Below are 19,995 nucleotides of genomic sequence, written 5' to 3' on the forward strand. Positions count from 1 at the left end.
ATGGAATCAGGATCGGGGGATGGAAACATCATACGCCCGGGCCGCGACGCCGTGACGCAGCGCACGCATCGCGGCGCGGCCTCACAGCCCCAGATCGTCGGCAGTGTCGTTGAGCGCCTTCCATGTCTTGTCGAACAGCTCGTCCACCTGCGTACGGGTGATCACCAGCGGGGGCGACAGCAGCATCGCGTCCCAGGTGGCGCGCAGGATCAGCCCGTGCCTGAGCGCGTGGTCGCGGCAGCGAGGACCGACGGTGCCGCGCTCGGGGAAGAACGCGCGCTTGCGCTTGTCCGGCACCAGTTCCAGCGCGCCGACCATGCCGGCGATGCGCGCCTGCCCGACCAGCCGGTGTTCGCCCAGCTCGGCCCAGCGCTGCGCCAGGTAGGGCGCGACTTCGGTCTTCGCGCGCTCGACGATCTTCTCGTCCTGGAGGATGCGGATGTTCTCCAGCGCCACCGCCGCGCACACCGGGTGGCCCGAGTACGTGGCCCCGTGCGCCAGTTCGCCGCCCTGCTCCTTCAGCACCTTGGCCACGCGGTCGTTGAACATCGCCGCGCCCAGCGGGATGTAGCCGGAGGTGATGCCCTTGGCCACCGGCATGATGTCCGGCTGGAAACCGAAGTACTGCGAACCGAACCACTCGCCGGTGCGGCCGAAACCGCAGATCACTTCGTCGGCCACCAGCAGCACGTCGTACTTGCGGCAGATGCGCTCGATCTCGGGCCAGTAGGTCTTCGGCGGAATGTAGACACCGATGGCACCCATGATGGGCTCGCCGATGAAGGCGGCCACGCGGTCCGGGCCGAGTTCGAGGATCTTGTCCTCCAGCCGGCGCGCGGCGACCAGCCCGTACTCGTCCTCGTCCATGTCGCCGCCGTCTGCGAACCAGAACGGAGGATCGATGTGGTGGATGTCGGGGATCGGCAACCCGCCCTGCTTGTGCATGCCCTTCATGCCACCGAGGCTGGCGCCGGCCATGGTGGTGCCGTGGTAGCCATCGTGGCGGCCGATGAAGATGTTCTTCTGCGGCTTGTCCTGCACGGCCCAGAAATGGCGGACCAGGCGCAGGATGGTGTCGTTGGCCTCCGACCCGGAATTGACGAAGAAGGAGTGATTGAGATCGCCCGGCGCCAGCTCGGCCAGCTTCGCCGCCAGTGCGATCGTCGGCTCGGTGGTGCACTGGAAGAAGCTGTTGTAGTAGGCCAGCTGCGTCATCTGCTTCGACGCCACCTCGCCCAGTTCCTTGCGCCCATACCCGATGTTGACGCACCACAGGCCGGCGAACGCATCGAGCAGCTGGTTGCCTTCCGCATCCCACACGTAGCAACCCTCCCCCTTGGTGAGGATGCGCGTGCCTTTCTTCGCCAGCGCGGCGTTGTCGTTGAACGGATGCAGGTGGTGCTCGGCATCGAGCTTCTGCAGGGTGCGGGTGTCGAGTTGGTTCATACACGCTCCAATGATTGGGCCCCTTTCCCATTGGGAGAGGGGTTGGGGTGAGGGTCCGGCAGAACCATCGGCGGTGAATCATCCCGATGCCGCCGTACCCTCATCCGGCGCTTCGCGCCACCTTCTCCCGGCGGGAGAAGGGAACAGCATTCAGACGTTCAACAACAGGAACTCCCGCTCCCACGAACTGATCACGCGGAAGAAGGTCTCGTATTCCTTGCGCTTCACCGACACGTAGGCACGCACGAAACGCGCGCCCATCAGGTCCTGCAGCGGCTTGCAGCCTTCCAGTTCGTCCAGCGCCTCGCCCAGCGAGCGCGGCAGCTCGAAGCCGATGTCCTGCGCACTGCTGGACAGCGGTTCGGTCGGCTTGAGCTGTTCGCGGATGCCCAGCAGGCCGCAGGCCAGCGTGCCGGCCATGGCGAGATACGGATTGGCATCGGAACCGGCAAAGCGGCTTTCCACCCGCATGTTTTCCGGCGTGTCCATCGGCACGCGCAGGCCGCAGGTACGGTTGTCGTAACCCCACTGCACGTTGATCGGCGCCACCTGACCCAGCGCCAGCCGCCGGTAGGAGTTGACGTTGGGACCGAAGAACGCCATCGCCATCGGCACGTACTTCTGCAGGCCGCCCAGGTAATGGCCGAACAGCTTGCTGCCCTTGCCCTCGGTCTTGCCGGTGAACACGTTGCGGCCGGTCTTCACGTCCAGCAGGCTCTGGTGGATATGCATGGCGCTGCCGGGCTCGTTTTCCATCGGCTTGGCCAGGAAGGTGGCGTACACGCCATGCCGCATCGCCGCTTCGCGCATCGTGCGCTTGAACAGGAACACCTGGTCGGCGCGCGACAGGGCATCGTCGTGGGTGAAGTTGACTTCCAGCTGCGCAGCGCCGGATTCGTGGATCAGCGTATCCACGTCCAGCTCCATCGCATCGCAGTAGTCGTACATCAGGTCAAGGATGGGGTCGAACTCGTTGACCGCATCGATGGAGTACGACTGCCGCGCGGTTTCGGGGCGGCCGGAGCGACCGGCGGGTGGCAGCAGCGGGAAATCCGGATCGGTGTTCTTCTGCACCAGGAAGAACTCCAGCTCCGGTGCCACCACCGGGCGCAGCCCTTCCTTCTCGTACGCGGCCAGCACACGCCGCAGCACGTTGCGCGGGGCCAGGTCGTGCGGCTTGCCATCCTTGGTGTGGCAGTCGTGGATCACCTGCGCGGTGGGGTCGGTGGCCCACGGCACCATACGCACGGTGTCGGGGTCGGGCCGCAGGAACATGTCCGAGTCCGACGGCGAGGTCAGCTCGTAATAGTCGTCGGGGTAATCGCCGGTGACGGTGGTGGCGAAGATGCCTTCGGGGAGGCGCGTGCCGTAGTCATGGCTGAACTTGTCGGCGGGGATGATCTTGCCGCGCGCGATGCCGGTGATGTCGGGTACCAGGCACTCGACCTCGGTGATGCTGCGCTCTTTCAGCCAGCGGCGCAGTGAACTCTCGGAAGGCTCGGCGGCGGCGGCTTTCTTTCGCTGTGTCTGTTTCTGGCTCATGGGGAACACGGTCCTGGGAAGGGAGGCACCGGCGCGGGACGGCCGGCGGCATTGGATACGGGCGCTTCAGCGCCCGCCCTCCCATGGCGGTGGATGCCGCCGCTTCATGCCACGCCTCCGCGCCCTGCCGCACGGGCGCGACAGGCGTCGCCGAATGCCCGGAAAAGCGCAAGGTAGAACCGGTTTTCGGCGACCTTCCATTCGGGGTGCCACTGCACGGCCAGCATGAAGGCGGCGCCGTCGTGGCGGAACGCCTCGATCAGTCCATCCGGCGCCTGCGCTTCGACGACCAGCCCTTCGCCCAGGCGGCGCACGCCCTGGCCATGCAGCGAATTGACGGTGGCACGCGTGTCACCGACCAGCGTGGCCAGCACGCCACCCGGCACCAGCGCGATGTCGTGCGCAGGGCCGTACTGCACGTCCAGCGGATCGTCCCTGTTCTCGCGATGATCCATGAAGCCGGGCTGCTCGTGCACTTTCTGGTACAGGCTGCCCCCGAAGGCGACGTTGACTTCCTGGAAGCCGCGGCAGATCGCCAGCACCGGCACACCCATCTCGATCGCCAGCGGGATCAGCGGCAGGTTGGTGGCATCGCGGCGGGGATCCAGCAGGTTGCCTTCGTAGCTGGATTCGTCGCTGTAATGATGCGGTTCGATATTGCTGACCGCGCCGGTCAGCAGCAGGCCATCGAGTCCCTCCAGCACCTGGCGCAGCGGCAGCACCGGGTCCAGCGTGGGCACCAGCAGCGGCAGGCAGCCTGCCCCGTCGACCACCGCGCGCACATATTTCTCGCCGACAGCGAGGAAGGGATGTGCACCGATTTGCTTGTGGTCGGTCGGCAGACCGACCCGCGGCAGCGGGGTCATGCAGGAAGCCCGAAGTGGCTTGCAGGCAAGTTAACCCGGCCGTTTTATTTTTACAACACGACACGCCAGGATGGCGTTTTCGGCGCCGATATGGTGCGCTGCGGCACCAATTTCGGGCATTTCATCGACCTGAAGGAATTCAGGCGTTGAGTATTCTTGACGCACCGGCAGCTCTGCTAAGCTGCCCGCAGCCTCCAGGAACACCATCATGCGCCCCGATTCCGCCGCGCCTTCCCTGCCTGTCGACGACGCCGCCACGCTGGCCTCGATCCCCGATTGCGAGCAGATCGACCTGCTGCTGCCGGACATGAACGGCCTGCTGCGCGGCAAGCGCGTTACCCGTGATGCACTGGAGAAGGTGTACCGCGACGGCGTGTGCCTGCCGATGTCGCTGATCGCCACCGACATCACCGGCAACACCGTGGAGGAAACCGGCCTGGGCTACGACATCGGCGACGAGGACCGCGTGTGCCGGCCCGTGCCCGGTTCGCTGCGGCCGGTGCCGTGGTCGCCACGCCCGGCTGCGCAACTGTTGTTGAGCATGGAGGATGCGCAGGGCGGCATGTTCGAGGCCAATCCGCGCGAAGTGCTCAGGCGCGTGCTGGCGCGTTACGCCGCACGCGGGCTGAAGCCGGTGGTGGCGGTGGAACTGGAGTTCTACCTGTTCGACCAGCGCATGGATGACGCCGGCCGCCCACGCACCTCGATCAATCCGGCGACCGGCCAGCGCAACACCAGCACGCAGGTCTACTACATGGAAGACCTCAACGACTACCGGGGCTTCACCGATGCGGTGGCCGCCATCTGCCGGGCGCAGCGCATTCCCGCCGACACGGCGGTGGCCGAGTACGCGCCGGGACAGTTCGAGATCAACCTCAAGCACCGCGACGACGCCCTGCTCGCCTGCGACGATGCGATCTACCTGAAGCGCGCGATCAAGGCCGCCGCGCAGCAGCAGGGACTGATGGCCAGCTTCATGGCCAAGCCGTTCGCCGAGCAGGCCGGCAGCGGCATGCATATCCATGCCAGCGTGCTGGATGCCAGCGATCGCAACATCTTCGCCTCGCCGCCTTCAGCGCCGGCAGAGGCCCTGAAGCACGCCATCGGCGGCCTGCAGCGCAGCGACCAGGACTGCCTGCTGCTGTTCGCACCGCATGCCAACAGCTACCGCCGCTTCGTGCTGAATGCGTTCGTGCCGCTCAACGACGTGTGGGGCTACAACAACCGCACCGTCGCCATGCGCATCCCGCACAGCGACGAAGCCAACACGCGCATCGAGCACCGCATCGCCGGTGCCGATGCCAACATCTACCTGGTCACCGCAGCGGTGCTCGCCGGCATGTTGCACGGCATGGAGGAGGGTTTCGACCCCGGTCCTCCGGTGACCGGCAACGCCTACGACCAGACCGAGATCCGCACTCCGTTCTGGCGCGAGGCCATCGGATCGTTCATGGGCAGCGAGTTCATCCGCGCGCAGTTCGGCACGTCGTTCCAGCACATCTACGGCCAGCAGAAGCTCAAGGAGATGCACAGCTTCTATACCGAGGTGACGGATCTGGAGTACGCGTGGTACCTGCGGTCGGTGTGAGACGAATGTCGCGCGCTCTTCCAGCCGTCATTCCGGCGTACGCCGGGCTCTCAGCCGCCGAATGGCGGGTCATCCATCTTGCTCTCGCTGCTGCCGGACAGCGAAACAGCAACGTGGATTCCGGCGTCCGCCGGAATGACGGCAGGGAAACGTCATGACCGTCTCCCCCGGCATGTCCTACCCCGACAGCTGGTACGCCGCCAGCGCCACGCCATTACCTGCGCAACCGGTGCTGCAGGGGCGCGTGGACGCCGATGTCTGCATCCTCGGTGCCGGCTATACCGGCCTGTCGGCAGCTCTGGAACTGGCGGAAGCCGGCTACAAGGTCGTCGTGCTGGAAGCCGAGCGCATCGGCTGGGGCGCGTCGGGGCGCAACGGCGGGCAGGCGATCGCCGGTTTCAGCTGCGGCGAAGCGAAGCTGGAAGCGCTGGTCGGTTTCGACGACGCGAAGAAGATGTTCGACCTGTCGCTGGACGGCCTGCGCTGGCTGCGGGGTCGCATCGACCGGCACGGGATCGACTGCGATTGGCGCGATGGCCACGCCACCGTGCCGATCAAGCCGCGCCAACAGCGCGAGGTCGAGCACGCGATCGAGGACTTCAACACACGCTACGGCCACCCCGTGCAGTGGTGGAGCCGCGAGCGGCTGCGCGCCGAGTTGGCCAGTGACCGCTACCTGGGCGCGATGTACGACCCGCTGAGCGGCCACCTGCATCCGCTCGCCTATGCGCTTGGCCTGGGTCGTGCGGCGCTGGCCGCCGGCGCGCGGATCTTCGAAGGCTCGCGCGTCATCCAACTGGTCCGTGGTGCGCGACCCGTGCTGAAGACCGCCCGCGGCGAAGTCGTCTGCGACACGGTCATCCTCGCCGGCAACGCGCTGCTGCGCGGCATCGCGCCCGAACTGGAATCGCGGATGATGCCGGTCGGCACTTACATCGCCGCCACGCCCCCGCTGGGCGAGGCGCGTGCGCGCGAGCTGATCCGCAACGACATGGCCGTGGCCGACACCAACTGGGCGCTGGACTACTTCCGTCTTGGCCGCGACCACCGCCTGCTGTTCGGTGGGCGCGCGAGCTACTCGACGATGACGCCACCCAACCTGCGCGGCGTGATGACGCGGCGCATGCATCGCGTCTTCCCGCAGTTGCGCGACGTGGGCATCGAGTATCTGTGGGGCGGAATGATCGACATATCCCTCAACCGCGCCCCGCACTGGGGCCGTCTGACACCGAACCTGTACTTCGCGCAGGGCTTCTCGGGCCATGGCGTGATCGCCGCCGGGCTGGCCGGTACCGTGATCGCCGATGCCATCCGCGGACAGGCCGAACGGCTGGACCTGTTCGCCAGGATCCGCCATCACCCCTTCCCCGGCGGACGCGCCCTGCGCACCCCGCTCCTGGTCGCCGCGATGGCCTGGTACAAGCTTCGCGACGCCCTCTGGTGACGCCGCTGCACGCACCGGTTTTCGTGACGGCGCTCTCAAGTCCCTCACGGAGCGGCCGATAACGGGTACATGGATACCCCGTGGCGCCGATGACGATGCCGACACCCCTGCGTGTTCCAACCGCCCCTGCAAGCAATTCGCCCCTGCCACAACGCATCCTGGTGGTGGAGAACTCGCGCACGCATGCGCGGCTGATCGGCGAGGCCATCGAGCAGAAACTCAGTCTCCCGGTGGTCTATGCCTCGACCCTCGGCGAGGCGCGCGCGACGTTGGAGAAGCATCCGGACTGGTTCATGGTGGTCACCAGCCTGGTGCTGGCCGACGGCAGCCACGACGAGGTGGTGGAGTTCTTCCTCTCGCGCCACTTGCCCACGGTGGTGGTGAGCGGCGTCTACGACGACGGCCTGCGCGAACAGGTGCTGCGACGGCAGGTCGTGGACTACGTACTCAAGAACACGCCGGGCAGCATCGATTACCTGGTCTGGCTGGTGCAGCGGCTGGAACGCAATCGCCGCATCGCCGCGCTGATCGTCGACGACTCGCGCTCGGCCCGCCAGCATGCGGCGGCGCTGCTGTCGATGTACGGTTTCCGCGTGGTGGAAGCGGCGGATGGAGAGGCCGGCCTGACGATGCTGGATGCCAACCCGGACATCCGTCTGGCCATCGTCGACCAGGAAATGCCCGGCATGAAGGGGCATGAGTTCACCCGGCGCCTGCGTGCACGGCATGCGCGCGACCACCTGGCGATCATCGGCATTTCGGGCACCAGCGATGGCAGCCTGGTGCCGCGCTTCCTCAAGAGCGGCGCCAACGACTTCCTGCACAAGCCCTTCTCGCGCGAAGAATTCTTCTGCCGCGTCTCGCAGAACATCGACCAGCTGGAACTGATTGGCACGCTGCAGGACCTGGCCACGCGCGACTTCCTCACCGGCCTGCCCAACCGCCGCCACTTCCTGGCCGAATGCCACGCACTGCTGCCCAATACGTTGGGACGGCAGCAGTCGGTGACGTCGGCGATCATCGATATCGACCACTTCAAGCACATCAACGACACCTACGGCCACGAAGCCGGCGACGTGGCGCTCAAGGCGGTGGCCCAGACCATCGCCCGTCACGCCGGCACGCAGGATCTGGTCGCCCGTTTCGGCGGCGAGGAGTTCTGTGCACTGGTGCCCTACCTGGGTGAAAGCGAAGCGGTGGAGTATTTCGAATCGCTGCGCACCGCGATAGAAGCGCTGGAAGTCGACATCGGCAGCCACAAGCTGCGCATGACGGTCAGCATCGGCGTCTTCCGGACGCGTTTCCCGGGCCAGACGCTCAATCACCTGCTCAGCGAAGCTGACCGACGCCTCTACCTGGCAAAGGCGGGTGGGCGGAACCGGGTGGTGTCCAGCGGCTGACGGGCGTTGCTCTTGTGTAGGAGCGACGTGAGTCGCGACCGCAAAGTCGATACAACCGCGTCGGGTCGACGCTGGAAAAGCCGGCACAACACCGAGAACGACGTCGGCAGAACCCGAGTCTGCCGAATCCGTTGGGTCTATGGTCGCGACTCACGTCGCTCCTACAAGGGCCAACCTCTGCTGCGGCCACCTGTCGCGGCATTGATCCCGATCAATGCCGCGACACAGGCGCACACCTAGATTGCCCCTGCATTCCGGCATCCGCCGGCAGGGGACACGCTCATGACACTGCTGATCTGGCAGGACGACATGGATACGGGCATCGACATCATCGATGGCCAGCACCGCCGCATCGTGGAGATGATCAACCACCTGCACATCACCCAGAAGTCGATGGAACGCTTCGCCGTGGCCGAGGTGATCGATGAACTGGTCGACTACACGCTATCGCACTTCGCATTCGAGGAGGAACTGATGGAGGAAGCGGGCTATCCCTTCAGCGCTGCGCACAAGCGCGTGCATGAAGTGTTCACCAAGCGCGTTTCCGAATACCGCCTGCGCTTCGAGGCCGGCGAGGACATCGTGGACGAACTGCGCAGCATGCTGTCGCGCTGGCTGTTCAATCACATCCGCAACGACGACAAGGCCTACGCGGATTCCGTGAAGCGCCATCTCAACCAGTTCGTGAAGGACCACCAGCAGGGCGGTTGGCTGAGCCGCACCGTGAAGCGACTGTTCGGCTAGCGTGCACCGCGCGCGCTCACCCGCATCGCACGGCCCCGCACATGGCGCACGCTACCTGCGGCGCGGCATCACCAGCAGCGCCAGCAATGTCAGTACCGCCATCGCGGCCAGATACCCGCCCACCGATGCCAGGCCATAGCGTTCGCCGAGGCGCGTGGCGATGTAGGGCGCGGGCGACGCGCCGAGGATGCCCGCCAGGTTGAATGCCAGCGACGCGCCGGTATAGCGCACCGCTGTGGGAAACATCTCCGCGAGGATCGTCCCGCAGGGACCGTACGTCAGCCCCATCGCGCCCAGCCCCAGCGCCAGGAACGCGAGCACGCCGAGGTCGCTGCCGGATTCCAGCAGCGGGGCGAAAACGAACCCGAAACCGATGATCAGCAGCGTGGCCACGATCATCGCGTTGCGACGCCCGAAGCGGTCGGCATACAGTGCGGACAGCGGAATCGTCAGCGCGAAGAACAGTACGCCGACCATCTGCAGCAGCAGGAAATGCTCGCGCGAGTAGCCCAGCTTCGACGTGCCCCAGCTCAGCGCGAACACGGTCATCAGATAGAACAGCACGAACGTCGCCACCAGCGCGAACGTTCCGGTCAGCAGCGCAAAGGGATGTTCGCGCACCGTGGTGAGCATCGGCACCTTGACGCGCTCGTCGCGATCCAGCGCCTTCTGGAAATCGGGTGTCTCGGTGATCCGCAGCCGCACCCACAGACCGACGAAGACCAGCGCCGCACTGGCGACGAACGGGATGCGCCAACCCCATGCCAGGAATTGCGCGTCCGTCATCACCTGGGTCAGCAGCAGGAAGATGCCGGTGGAGCAGAGGAAGCCGATCGGCGCACCGAGTTGCGGGAACATGCCGTACCACGCACGCTTTCCGGGCGGCGCGTTCTCCGTCGCCAGCAACACGGCGCCACCCCACTCGCCGCCCAGGCCGATGCCTTGTCCCAGCCGGCACAACGCCAACAGCATCGGCGCCATGATGCCGACCTGTGCGTAGGTCGGCAGCAGGCCGATTACCACCGTCGAGATGCCCATCGTCAGCAGCGCCGCCACCAGCGTCGCCTTGCGCCCCACGCGGTCGCCGAAGTGCCCGAACAACGCCGAGCCCACCGGCCGCGCGATGAACGCCAGTGCGAAGGTCGCGAAGGACTGCAGCGTGGCCGTCGTCGGATCGCTCTGCGGGAAGAACAGGTGCGGAAACACCAGTACCGCCGCCGTGGCGTAGATGTAGAAATCGAAGAATTCGATGGTGGTGCCGATCAGACTGGCGAACAGCACGCGGCCGGGGGAGTTGGTGGGCGTGGAAGCGGCGGCGCTGGCGGTCATGGAGTAGCCGATCGGTGGGTCGGGGCGATTCTGGCAGAACCACAAGCCGAGGTGCTTGCTGGGACTTCCCTCTCCCCGCCTGCGGGGAGAGGGTGCCGAAGGCGGGTGAGGGGCGAACGGAGATGCGAGAGCTGCGCGCCCGGCTCATTGCCGCGCCCGCCCCTCATCCGCCCTCCGGGCACCTTCTCCCCGCTTGCGGGGAGAAGGAACAGCATGTCTTCCGCCTCGCGGGGAGAAAGAACAGCGTGGCCCCCGCTTGCCGGGAGAAAGAGTACCTCGTCAGCTCCCCAGATTGATCCACGTCGCCTTGATCTCCGTGTACTTGTCGAAGGCATGCAACGACTTGTCGCGGCCGTTGCCGGACTGCTTGTAGCCCCCGAACGGCGCGGTCATGTCGCCGCCGTCCCAGTAGTTCACCCACACGCTGCCCGCACGCAACTTGCGTGCCACGCGGTGCGCGCGGCTGATGTCGCGCGTCCACACGCCCGCCGCCAGCCCGTACTCGCTGTCGTTGGCCATGCGCAGGGCTTGTTCCTCGCTGTCGAAGGCGATCACCGACAGCACCGGCCCGAAGATCTCCTCGCGGCTGATGGTGTGCTCGTGCGCCACATCGTCGAACACGGTCGGCTCGATATAGCACCCACCACTCACCACGTCGGCGCGCTGGCCACCCAGCGCCAACTTCGCGCCCTCGGCCTTGCCCTTCTCGATGTAGTCGAGCACGCGCTGCGTCTGTCCTTCGTCCACCATCGCGCCCATCGGCGCGCCGGGATCCAGCGGATGGCGCGGACGCATCGCCTTGCCGGCCTCGACCACGCGGGCGACGAACTCATCCTTGATCGACCGCTCCACCAGCAGGCGCGAGGCCGCGGTGCAGACTTCGCCCTGGTTGTAGAAGATGCCGCCCGCCGCGGCCTTCGCGGCTACGTCCAGGTCGTGCGCATCGGCGAAGACGAGGTTGGGACTCTTGCCGCCGCACTCCATGTACGCGCGCTTCATGTTCGACAGGCCCGCGCACTGCAGCAGCCGCTTGCCGACCGCGGTGGAGCCGGTGAACACCAGCCCGTCCACGTCCATGTGCAGCGCCAGCGGCTCCCCCGCGGTCTTGCCGAAGCCGGGCACCACATTGAGCACCCCCGCCGGGATGCCGGCTTCGATCGCGAGCTCGGCCAGGCGGATCGCGGTCAGCGGCGATTTCTCCGACGGCTTCAGCACGATGGAGTTGCCCATCGCCAGCGCCGGGGCGAGCTTCCACGACGCCATCAGCAGCGGGAAATTCCACGGCACGATCGCGCCGATCACGCCCAACGGTTCGCGCGTCACCAGGCCCAGTTCGTCCTGGCCGGTGGCGGCGACTTCGCCATATACCTTGTCCAGCGCTTCGGCGGTCCATCCCATGCAACGGATGGTGGCGGCGATATCGACGCTGCGCGCGTCGCTGACCGGCTTGCCCATGTCGAGCGATTCCAGCAGCGCCAGCTCGTCCGCATGCTGTTCGATCAACTGGGTGAGCTTGAGCAGCACTTTCTTGCGATGCGTCGGCCGCGCGTTGGACCACGCGCCTGCATCGAAGCTGCGTCGCGCGGCGGCGACGGCGCGGTTGATGTCCTCTTCCTGCCCATCGGCGACCCGGCCCAGCACGCGCCCGTCGATCGGGCTGACGCAGTCGAAGGTCTTGCCCGAGGCGGCATCGACGTACTTGCCGTCGATGAAGGCCTGCGTGCGGATCGACAGCGTGCCGGCCATCGCTTGCCAGTCCTGTTGCGTGCGGGGGTTGCTCATGGAAGCTCCTGGCTGTGTTCCCTTCTCCCACCGGGAGAAGGTGGCGCGAAGCGCCGGATGAGTGTTCGGCGGAGTCCACGATGCCGGTAACTCACTGGCTTCGCCGGACCCTCACCCCAACCCCTCTCCCGACGGGAGAGGGGCTCGAATCATCTAGAACGTCGCCGGTGTATTGGCGCTGACAATCACGGCATCGGTGTCGCCGACGTTGCGGAAGCGATGCGGCGTACGGCTTTCGAAGTAATAGCCCTCGCCAGCCTTCAGCACGCGCACCTGGTCGCCGACGGTGACCTCGACTTCGCCTGCGATCACCACCCCGCCCTCCTCGCCGTCGTGCGCCAGCATGCTGTCGCCGGTATCGCTGCCCGGCGGCATCACTTCGCGCAGGATGCACATCTGGCGCTGCGGGCGGTGCTGGCCGACGAGGAAGTAATGGATGCCGTTACTGCCCACGTCCGGCAATTCGTCGGCCACATAGAACGGGCTGTCGGGCAGCCCCTTTTCCAGGTCGAGCGTGAAGAAGTCGGCCAGCGAAATGGGGATGCCGTCCAGCACCTTCTTCAACGAGCTCACCGACGGGCTGACCTTGTTCTGCTCGATCAACGAAATGGTGCTGTTGGTGACGCCCACGCGCTTGGCCAGCTCGCGCTGGCTGAGGCTTTTGGATTTGCGGACCAGTTGCAGGCGTGCGCCGATGTCCATCACCACCCTTGCAGGAAAGCGGAAAGTGTTGCGGGATACTTTACACCCCTGGGCAACCCTGCTGGAAAGCCCCGGACCGGCGATTTGCAGGAGGGGCTTTAGCCCCGAGGCTTCTGGTGTGAAAGCGTCGGGGCTAAAGCCCCTCCTGCAACAGCGATGCGCTCAGGGGGACCCACGGCACATCAGTTGTAAAGTTTTTTCAACGCGCTAAGCTGCCCGCATCCGTCCCGTCCCCTGGAGCCGCGATGAGCGCCGACGACACCTCCTCCGCCCTGGCCGACCACTACGCCCGCCAGAACCTGGAGGCACCCGCCTCGCTCGACCACTTCTGGATGCCGTTCACGGCCAACAGGCAGTTCAAGGCAAAGCCCCGGCTGCTCGCCAGCGCGTCCGGCATGTACTACCGCGATGTCGACGGCAACGAGGTGCTGGATGCCACCGCCGGCCTGTGGTGCTGCAACGCCGGCCATGCGCGGCCCCGCATCGTCGAAGCGGTAAGGCAGCAGATCGGCACGCTCGACTTCGCGCCCAATTTTTCGATGAGTTCGCCGCTGCCGTTCAGGCTGGCGGAACGACTGGCCGCGCTTGCGCCGGGCGACCTCAACAAGGTGTTCTTCAGCAACTCCGGCTCGGAAGCCGTGGACAGCGCGCTGAAGATCGCCCTGGCCTACCACCGGGTACGCGGCGAAGGCCAACGCACGCGTTTCATCGGTCGCGAGAAGGGCTACCACGGTGTCGGCTTCGGCGGCATGTCCGTGGGTGGCCTGCCGAACAACCGCAAGTGGTTCGGCCCAGGACTTCCCGCCGTTTCGCACATACGCCACACGCTTGACGTGTCGCGCAATGCGTTCTCGAAAGGCCTGCCGCCGCATGGCATCGAACTGGCCGAAGACCTTGAGCGGCAGATCGCGCTGTACGACGCCTCCACCATCGCCGCCGTCATCGTCGAGCCGATCTCCGGTTCCGCCGGCGTGGTGATCCCGCCGCAGGGCTACCTGCAGCGGCTGCGCGAGATCTGCGACAGGCACGGCATCCTGCTGATCTTCGACGAAGTGATCACCGGCTTCGGCCGCGTGGGGCATGCCTTCGGCGCGCAGCGCTTCGGCGTCACGCCGGACATGATTACCGCCGCCAAGGGCATCACCAACGGCTGCGTGCCGATGGGCGCCACCTTCGTGTCGGACCGCATGTTCGACGCGTTCATGAGCGGGCCGGACAGCGCCATCGACATGTTCCATGGCTACACCTACTCCGGCCATCCGCTGGCCTGCGCCGCTGCGCTGGCCACGCTCGATACGTACGAGGAAGAAAACCTCTTCGACAAGGCGCTGGAACTCGGCGACTACTGGCAGGATGCGCTGCATTCGCTCAAGGGCTTGCCCAACGTCGTGGACATCCGCAACTACGGCCTTGTCGGCGCGATCGAGCTGGCGCCACGCACCGGTGCACCAGGCGCGCGGGCCTACGATGTGTTCAGTCGTGCTTTCCACGAGGGCCACCTGCTGATCCGGGTGACCGGCGACGTCATCGCCCTGTCGCCGCCCCTGATCGTGGAAAAGCACCACATCGACCGGATCGTGGATGTCCTGGCGGACACCATACGGGCAACCGCGTAAAATTACGGACCAATGGCACCAGCGCTCCCCACGCGCGAAGCCCCTTCCCGCTACTGGAGAGCAACATGCTGATTGGCGTCCCCAAGGAAATAAAGAACCACGAATACCGCATCGGCCTTACCCCGGCCGGCGCGCGCGAACTCGTCTCCAATGGCCACCAGGTCCTCGTGCAGCGCGACGGCGGCAAGGCCATCGGCCTGACCGACGAGCAGTACGTCAAGGCCGGCGCGCAGATCGTCGATACCGCCGAAGAGATCTTTGCGCGCGCCGACATGATCATCAAGGTCAAGGAGCCGCAGCCGAACGAGTGCGCCATGCTGCGCCCCGGCCAGGTGCTCTACACCTACCTGCACCTCGCACCCGATCCGGAGCAGACCAAGGCGCTGGTCGCCTCCGGTGCCACCTGCATCGCCTATGAAACCGTCACCGACCGCAAGGGTGGCCTGCCGCTGCTCGCGCCGATGTCGGAAGTCGCCGGCCGCATGTCGATCCAGGCCGGCGCGCACGCGCTGGAAAAGGCGCAGGGCGGTTCCGGCGTGTTGCTCGGCGGCGTGCCGGGCGTGAAGCCGGCCGAAGTGCTGGTGATCGGCGGCGGCGTGGTCGGCATCAACGCCGCGCGCATGGCGATGGGCATGAATGCACACGTCACCATCCTGGACCGCTCGCTCGACCGCCTGAAGTACCTGGATGAGTTGTACGGCCACCAGCTGACCACGATCTACTCAACCCGCGACGCCATCGAGGAACGCCTGCCGGACACCGACCTGGTGATCGGTGCGGTGCTGATCCCGGGTGCCGCCGCGCCCAAGCTCGTCTCGCGCGACCAGCTGAAACTGATGCGTCCGGGCTCGGTGCTGGTGGACGTGGCGATCGACCAGGGCGGCTGCTTCGAAACCTCGAAGGCCACCACCCACCAGAACCCGACCTACGAAGTGGACGGCATCATCCACTACTGCGTGGCCAACATGCCCGGCGGCGTCGCCCGCACGTCCACGTTCGCACTGACCAATGCCACCCTGCCCTTCGCCGTGCAGCTGGCCAACAAAGGCGCGAAGCAGGCCATGCTGGACGACGAGCACCTGCTCAACGGCCTGAACGTACACGCCGGCAAGATCACCTACAAGGCCGTGGCCGACGATCTCGGTTACGCGTACGTGCCGGCGCGGGAAGCGCTGGCCTGATCCTGCTGTTCCCTTCTCCCCGCCCACGGGGAGAAGGTGCCGAAGGCGGATGAGGGGCACGCCGGAGCCATCACCGCCTCGACCATGACGACCCTATCGAGCGACTGGAAAAAGCAACACTCGAAACACCGCGCCACGATTGAAGACAAGGGCTCCGTCGCCCCTCACCCGCCCTCCGGGCACCCTCTCCCCGCATGCGGGGAGAGGGACTCCACCAGGTAGTCGGCCATGACCGAAGCGTTGCATCACTTCTTCAACGGACAGCGGATGGAGGGCACCAGCGGCCACTTCGGCGACGTATTCGACCCCGCGACCGGCGCCGTCACCGCCCGCGTGCCCTTGGCCTCGGCCGATGACGTGGAGCAGGCCGTGGACGCCGCATCCGCCGCCTTCCCCGCATGGGCCGCCACCACGCCGCTGAATCGCGCACGCGTGATGTTCCGCTTCAAGGAACTGCTGGAAACGCACGCCGGCGACCTGGCGAAGATCATCACCTCGGAACACGGCAAGGTGCTGTCCGACGCGCGCGGCGAAGTGACCCGCGGGCTGGAAGTGGTGGAGTTCGCCTGCGGCATCCCGCACCTGCTCAAGGGCGAGCATTCGATGAACGTCGGCCGCGATGTCGATTCGTGGAGCGAATACGCACCGCTGGGCGTCGTGGCCGGCATCACGCCGTTCAACTTCCCCGCGATGGTGCCGCTGTGGATGTTCCCGGTGGCGTTGGCCAGCGGCAACACGTTCGTGTTGAAGCCGTCGGAACGCGATCCGTCGGCGGCGCTGTTTATGGCCGACCTGTTGAAGCAGTCGGGCCTGCCGGACGGCGTGTTCAATGTCGTCCACGGCGACAAGGTCGCGGTGGACGCGCTGCTCGACGAACCGCGCGTGCAGGCGCTGAGCTTCGTCGGCTCCACGCCGATCGCCGAATACATCTACGCGCGCGGCAGCGCCAACGGCAAGCGCGTGCAGGCGCTGGGCGGGGCGAAGAACCACATGGTGGTGCTGCCCGATGCCGACCTCGACGGCGCGGTATCCGCGCTGCTCGGCGCCGGCTACGGCTCGGCCGGCGAGCGCTGCATGGCCATCTCGGTCGCCGTCTGTGTGGGCGATGCCACGGCCGATGCGCTGGTAGCCACGCTGGCGCCCAAGGTGGCGGCGCTGAAGATCGGTCCCGGCTGCCAGGATCCCGAGATGGGCCCGCTGGTCACCGGCGCGCACCGCGACAAGGTGCGCGGCTACGTCGATGCCGGCGTGGCGGAGGGCGCGGAGCTCGTCGTCGACGGCCGCGGGCACGTGGTCGACGGCCACGCCGACGGCTTCTTCCTTGGCGGCTGCCTGTTTGACCGGGTGACGCCGGGCATGACCATCTATCGCGAAGAAATCTTCGGCCCGGTGCTGTGCGTGATGCGCGTGCCGGACCTCGACGCGGCGCTGCGCCTGGTCAACGAGCACGAGTACGGCAACGGCACTGCGGTGTTCACCCGCGACGGTGGTGCGGCGCGCGAATTCGCGCACCGCGTGCAGGCCGGCATGGTCGGCATCAACGTGCCGATCCCGGTGCCGATGGCCTTCCACAGCTTCGGCGGCTGGAAGCGTTCGATCTTCGGCCCGTTGCACGTGCATGGCCCGGACGGCGTGCGCTTCTACACGCGCCTGAAGACCGTCACCGCCCGCTGGCCGGAAACACACGCCGCCGAATTCGTGATGCCGACGATGAAGTAAAGTCGGGGCCGGTCCCCGCACGGTACTGGCCTATGTCGCTACGCCGCCTCATTCTGTCGCTGTCCTGCCTTGGTGCCGCCATGGCTGCCTCGGCGGCGGAACCCGTCGCATGGGTACGTGTCGCCTTCGATCGCGATGGCACCGTCGCGACCCGCGTCGAAGGCAAGGCCGATCTCGCCACCGGCCGCAACGTCACCGCCGACGATCCCGTGCGCGTCGCGTCGATCTCCAAGCTGGTCACCGCGATCGGCGTGATGCGGCTGGTGGAGGCCGGCACGCTGGACCTGGATGCCGACGTATCCACCTATCTCGGCTGGCCGCTGCGCCATCCGCGCTTTCCCGCAACGAAGATCACCCTGCGCCTGCTGCTGTCCCACCAGTCCAGCCTCACCGACGCCGCCGGTTACTACGCCACGCCGCTGGGCGAACCCCTGAAGACGATCCTCGACGATCCGAAGGCCTGGGACGACGCGCATGCGCCGGGCACGCACTTCCGCTACACCAACCTCAACTTCCCGCTGGTGGCGATGGCCATGGAGAATGCCACCGGCGAACGCTTCGATCTGCTGATGCGGCGACTTCTGATCGATCCGCTGCGGCTCGATGCCTGCTTCAACTGGGAAAGCTGCGACAGCGCGACAGCCGCGCGCGCCGTCGTGCTGTACCGCGATGGCCAACCGGTGCGCGATGACAACCGTGCCGGCAAACCGGCCTGCGCCGTGGTGGTCGGGGACGGGGCGGCCTGCGACCTTGCGCGCTGGAAGCCCGGCGAAAACGGCGCCCTGTTCTCCCCGCAGGGCGGCCTGCGTATCTCCGCGAACGGCCTGGCGAAAATCGGCCGCCTGCTGCTCAATCGCGGCGAGGTGGACGGCGTGCGACTGCTGCAACCGGCCAGCGTCGCCGCACTCCTGGGACCTCAATGGACGTTCGACGGCCGCAACGGCGTGACCCACGAGGAGGACACCGGCAGCGGCCAGGCGAACGCCTTCTTCTGCCGCTACGGACTGGCCGTGCAGACGCTGGCCACTCCGGTGGCGGGCTGCGGCGACGATCCCTTCGGTGATGGCATCGCACGGGCCGGCCACGCCGGCGACGCGTACGGACTGCGCTCGGGCCTGTGGGTGGACCTGCACGCGGGTACCGGCGTGGCCTATTTCGCCACCGACACCGGAAGCTCCCCTGCCGGCGCGCGCTCGGCATTCAGCGGCATCGAGGAAGCGCTCGCGACAGGGGATCTCCCGCAGCCCTGACACCTGCGGAGCATCGCCTCCACGCCCGCGCTCAAGATCTCCCCGGACAGGCCGATAGTGCCTACATGTCGCCCCGCGTCGGTCAATGCCGCGGGGCCCTAACGATCCAACAGGGGGATCCATCACCATGACGTCACGTCCGACCGTCCTGCTTTGCGACGACTCGCGCGCACTGCGCATGCTGGCTGCGCGCCAACTTGCCGATTGCGGTTTTGAAGTGGTCGGCGAAGCCGGCAACGGCCACGAGGCCGTCAACCAGTACCAGGCCTTGCACCCCGACCTGGTGCTGATGGACCTGGTGATGCCCGAATGCGACGGCAAGCAGGCACTCAGCCGCATCCTCGCGCAGGATCCGGCCGCGCGCGTGGTGATCCTCAGCTCGCTCGGCGCACAGAGCGACATCGAGGAATGTCTGAAGCTGGGCGCGCGGTCGTACCTGCAGAAACCCATCGATCCCGAAGTGATGGATCGCGTGCTGCACGAAGCGGTCGCCTGACCGCCGCGCACGCCCTTCCTTCACTTCCGCACGAGACGACACCATGGCAGCGAAATTCCTGGGCCAGTTCCTGCTGGAACGCGGCACCATCACCTCCGCACAACTCCTCGCCGCGCTCGATGCGCAGCGTGCGTCCAATCCCCTGCTCGGAGAGCTGGCCGTCCACCATCGCATGCTGGATGCCGCGCAGGCCCGCCGCATCAACGAGCGCCAGCGTGCCGAAGACCGGCGCTTCGGCGACATCGCCCTGGAAATGGGCCTGCTGGATGCCGGGCAACTCGATGTACTGCTGACCGCCCAGAAGAAAGGCCGCAAGCTGTTCGGCCAGATCCTGGTCGAGCAGGGCGCAGTGAGCGCCGAACTGCTCGACGCCGAACTGGTCGCCCATCGCCGCGACCTCGACGAAGCCAACCATGCGCTGGCGCTGGGCATTGCCGGCCACACGCTGGCCGACATGGCCACCAGCACCATCCGGGTCTGCAACCGCCTGTTCCCGCGCCTGGCCGGCAGCCAGTGCCAGGCATCGGGCATCGCGGACGATGCCGTGCTGGACGCCTGCGACGTCACCGCGCACGTACGCATCGACGCCGGTTCGGAATCCCTGCTGGTCGGCGTGGGCTGCAGTCGCGCCATCGCCCGGGCCATGGCCTGCTCGCTGCTGTCGATCACGCCCGAGGAATGCGACGAAGAACTCGCCATCGATGCGCTGGGCGAACTGGTCAACGTGCTGATGGGCTACGTGGTGCGCGACACGCTCGCAGAAGACGCCAGCTACCGCGCGCACCCCCCGAGCACGGCACTCTCCGCCGCCGATCTGGCCTCCAGCCGGAGCACGCTGGCCCTGTCGATGGCATCCCAGCGCGGCGACTTCGTCCTCATCGTCGGTTGAA

General features: G+C 66.7%; 17 protein-coding genes. 10 read left to right on the forward strand and 7 right to left on the reverse strand.

Annotated features, from left to right (window positions below):
- Positions 1 to 81: 81 nt before the first annotated feature.
- The 4 genes from AC3DET_RS02660 to AC3DET_RS02675 all read right to left on the reverse strand — a co-directional run bounded on the left by AC3DET_RS02660 (position 82) and on the right by AC3DET_RS02675 (position 4,064).
- Positions 82 to 1,446, reverse strand: coding sequence for an aspartate aminotransferase family protein (locus AC3DET_RS02660; RefSeq protein WP_488390633.1), 1,365 nt, complete (start codon positions 1,444 to 1,446; stop codon positions 82 to 84).
- 150 nt (positions 1,447 to 1,596) lie between these two features.
- Positions 1,597 to 2,988, reverse strand: a complete 1,392-nt coding sequence (locus tag AC3DET_RS02665; protein ID WP_337730190.1) for a glutamine synthetase family protein — start codon at positions 2,986 to 2,988, stop codon at positions 1,597 to 1,599.
- Positions 2,989 to 3,092: 104 nt separating this feature from the next.
- The gene (locus AC3DET_RS02670; protein WP_488390634.1) at positions 3,093 to 3,854 is read right to left on the reverse strand and encodes a gamma-glutamyl-gamma-aminobutyrate hydrolase family protein; all 762 of its coding nucleotides are present in this window, start codon (positions 3,852 to 3,854) and stop codon (positions 3,093 to 3,095) included.
- Between the two features lie 30 nt (positions 3,855 to 3,884).
- Entirely contained in the window at positions 3,885 to 4,064 is a 180-nt protein-coding gene (locus tag AC3DET_RS02675) for a hypothetical protein (RefSeq protein WP_488390635.1), read from the reverse strand.
- On the opposite strand from AC3DET_RS02675, the gene AC3DET_RS02680 reads away from it, so the two are divergent.
- The 4 genes from AC3DET_RS02680 (at position 4,063) to AC3DET_RS02695 (ending at position 9,030) form a co-directional block, all read left to right on the forward strand.
- A complete protein-coding gene (locus tag AC3DET_RS02680; protein WP_488390636.1) occupies positions 4,063 to 5,442 on the forward strand; it encodes a glutamine synthetase family protein in 1,380 nt (459 codons plus the stop codon). The genes AC3DET_RS02675 and AC3DET_RS02680 overlap by 2 nt on opposite strands.
- A 154-nt stretch (positions 5,443 to 5,596) precedes the next feature.
- Positions 5,597 to 6,886: an NAD(P)/FAD-dependent oxidoreductase gene (locus AC3DET_RS02685; protein ID WP_488390637.1), complete on the forward strand. Its 1,290-nt coding sequence runs from the start codon at positions 5,597 to 5,599 to the stop codon at positions 6,884 to 6,886.
- Positions 6,887 to 6,981: 95 nt separating this feature from the next.
- On the forward strand, positions 6,982 to 8,286 hold the full coding sequence (locus AC3DET_RS02690) for a diguanylate cyclase (RefSeq protein WP_488390638.1): 1,305 nt from the start codon (positions 6,982 to 6,984) through the stop codon (positions 8,284 to 8,286).
- Positions 8,287 to 8,568: 282 nt separating this feature from the next.
- Positions 8,569 to 9,030 carry a bacteriohemerythrin gene (locus AC3DET_RS02695; RefSeq protein WP_337730195.1) on the forward strand — a complete coding sequence of 154 codons (462 nt, stop codon included), beginning with the start codon at positions 8,569 to 8,571 and terminating at the stop codon, positions 9,028 to 9,030.
- Positions 9,031 to 9,081: 51 nt separating this feature from the next.
- Here AC3DET_RS02695 and AC3DET_RS02700 read toward each other — a convergent pair whose 3' ends face one another.
- The 3 genes from AC3DET_RS02700 to AC3DET_RS02710 form a co-directional block, all read right to left on the reverse strand.
- A complete protein-coding gene (locus tag AC3DET_RS02700) occupies positions 9,082 to 10,359 on the reverse strand; it encodes an MFS transporter (protein ID WP_337730196.1) in 1,278 nt (425 codons plus the stop codon).
- A gap of 279 nt (positions 10,360 to 10,638) precedes the next feature.
- Positions 10,639 to 12,141, reverse strand: a complete 1,503-nt coding sequence (locus tag AC3DET_RS02705; protein ID WP_488390639.1) for an aldehyde dehydrogenase — start codon at positions 12,139 to 12,141, stop codon at positions 10,639 to 10,641.
- A gap of 153 nt (positions 12,142 to 12,294) precedes the next feature.
- A complete protein-coding gene (locus tag AC3DET_RS02710) occupies positions 12,295 to 12,843 on the reverse strand; it encodes a cupin domain-containing protein (protein ID WP_446537421.1) in 549 nt (182 codons plus the stop codon).
- 245 nt (positions 12,844 to 13,088) lie between these two features.
- Between AC3DET_RS02710 and aptA the strand changes: the two genes are divergently transcribed.
- From aptA to AC3DET_RS02740, 6 genes are all read left to right on the forward strand, one after another.
- Positions 13,089 to 14,459, forward strand: a complete 1,371-nt coding sequence (aptA, locus tag AC3DET_RS02715) for an omega-aminotransferase AptA (protein WP_488390640.1) — start codon at positions 13,089 to 13,091, stop codon at positions 14,457 to 14,459.
- 65 nt (positions 14,460 to 14,524) lie between these two features.
- Positions 14,525 to 15,640, forward strand: a complete 1,116-nt coding sequence (gene ald, locus AC3DET_RS02720) for an alanine dehydrogenase (protein ID WP_192200692.1) — start codon at positions 14,525 to 14,527, stop codon at positions 15,638 to 15,640.
- A 228-nt stretch (positions 15,641 to 15,868) separates the two neighbouring features.
- Positions 15,869 to 17,359 (forward strand): CoA-acylating methylmalonate-semialdehyde dehydrogenase, encoded by a 1,491-nt coding sequence (locus AC3DET_RS02725; protein ID WP_488390641.1) that lies wholly within the window; start codon positions 15,869 to 15,871, stop codon positions 17,357 to 17,359.
- Positions 17,360 to 17,439: 80 nt separating this feature from the next.
- On the forward strand, positions 17,440 to 18,609 hold the full coding sequence (locus AC3DET_RS02730) for a serine hydrolase domain-containing protein (RefSeq protein ID WP_488390642.1): 1,170 nt from the start codon (positions 17,440 to 17,442) through the stop codon (positions 18,607 to 18,609).
- Between the two features lie 127 nt (positions 18,610 to 18,736).
- Entirely contained in the window at positions 18,737 to 19,105 is a 369-nt protein-coding gene (locus tag AC3DET_RS02735; RefSeq protein WP_192200689.1) for a response regulator, read from the forward strand.
- A 43-nt stretch (positions 19,106 to 19,148) separates the two neighbouring features.
- Entirely contained in the window at positions 19,149 to 19,994 is an 846-nt protein-coding gene (locus AC3DET_RS02740; RefSeq protein ID WP_488390643.1) for a cyclic di-GMP-binding domain-containing protein, MshE-related, read from the forward strand.
- Position 19,995 lies beyond the last annotated feature (1 nt).

Source organism: Pseudoxanthomonas sp. 97-1-1 (assembly GCF_057773125.1).

Excerpts from the sequence above, each read along its gene's own strand:
- AC3DET_RS02725 (WP_488390641.1), top strand. The coding sequence starts at position 15,869 with ATGACCGAAGCGTTGCATCACTTCTTCAACGGACAGCGGATGGAGGGC.
- AC3DET_RS02695 (WP_337730195.1), top strand. The coding sequence starts at position 8,569 with ATGACACTGCTGATCTGGCAGGACGACATGGATACGGGCATCGACATC.
- AC3DET_RS02735 (WP_192200689.1), top strand. The coding sequence starts at position 18,737 with ATGACGTCACGTCCGACCGTCCTGCTTTGCGACGACTCGCGCGCACTG.
- AC3DET_RS02740 (WP_488390643.1), top strand. The coding sequence starts at position 19,149 with ATGGCAGCGAAATTCCTGGGCCAGTTCCTGCTGGAACGCGGCACCATC.
- AC3DET_RS02730 (WP_488390642.1), top strand. The coding sequence starts at position 17,440 with ATGGCTGCCTCGGCGGCGGAACCCGTCGCATGGGTACGTGTCGCCTTC.
- ald (WP_192200692.1), top strand. The coding sequence starts at position 14,525 with ATGCTGATTGGCGTCCCCAAGGAAATAAAGAACCACGAATACCGCATC.
- AC3DET_RS02710 (WP_446537421.1), bottom strand. The coding sequence starts at position 12,843 with ATGGACATCGGCGCACGCCTGCAACTGGTCCGCAAATCCAAAAGCCTC.
- AC3DET_RS02700 (WP_337730196.1), bottom strand. The coding sequence starts at position 10,359 with ATGACCGCCAGCGCCGCCGCTTCCACGCCCACCAACTCCCCCGGCCGC.
- aptA (WP_488390640.1), top strand. The coding sequence starts at position 13,089 with ATGAGCGCCGACGACACCTCCTCCGCCCTGGCCGACCACTACGCCCGC.
- AC3DET_RS02675 (WP_488390635.1), bottom strand. The coding sequence starts at position 4,064 with ATGATGGTGTTCCTGGAGGCTGCGGGCAGCTTAGCAGAGCTGCCGGTG.
- AC3DET_RS02690 (WP_488390638.1), top strand. The coding sequence starts at position 6,982 with ATGCCGACACCCCTGCGTGTTCCAACCGCCCCTGCAAGCAATTCGCCC.
- AC3DET_RS02660 (WP_488390633.1), bottom strand. The coding sequence starts at position 1,446 with ATGAACCAACTCGACACCCGCACCCTGCAGAAGCTCGATGCCGAGCAC.
- AC3DET_RS02670 (WP_488390634.1), bottom strand. The coding sequence starts at position 3,854 with ATGACCCCGCTGCCGCGGGTCGGTCTGCCGACCGACCACAAGCAAATC.
- AC3DET_RS02705 (WP_488390639.1), bottom strand. The coding sequence starts at position 12,141 with ATGAGCAACCCCCGCACGCAACAGGACTGGCAAGCGATGGCCGGCACG.
- AC3DET_RS02685 (WP_488390637.1), top strand. The coding sequence starts at position 5,597 with ATGACCGTCTCCCCCGGCATGTCCTACCCCGACAGCTGGTACGCCGCC.
- AC3DET_RS02680 (WP_488390636.1), top strand. The coding sequence starts at position 4,063 with ATGCGCCCCGATTCCGCCGCGCCTTCCCTGCCTGTCGACGACGCCGCC.
- AC3DET_RS02665 (WP_337730190.1), bottom strand. The coding sequence starts at position 2,988 with ATGAGCCAGAAACAGACACAGCGAAAGAAAGCCGCCGCCGCCGAGCCT.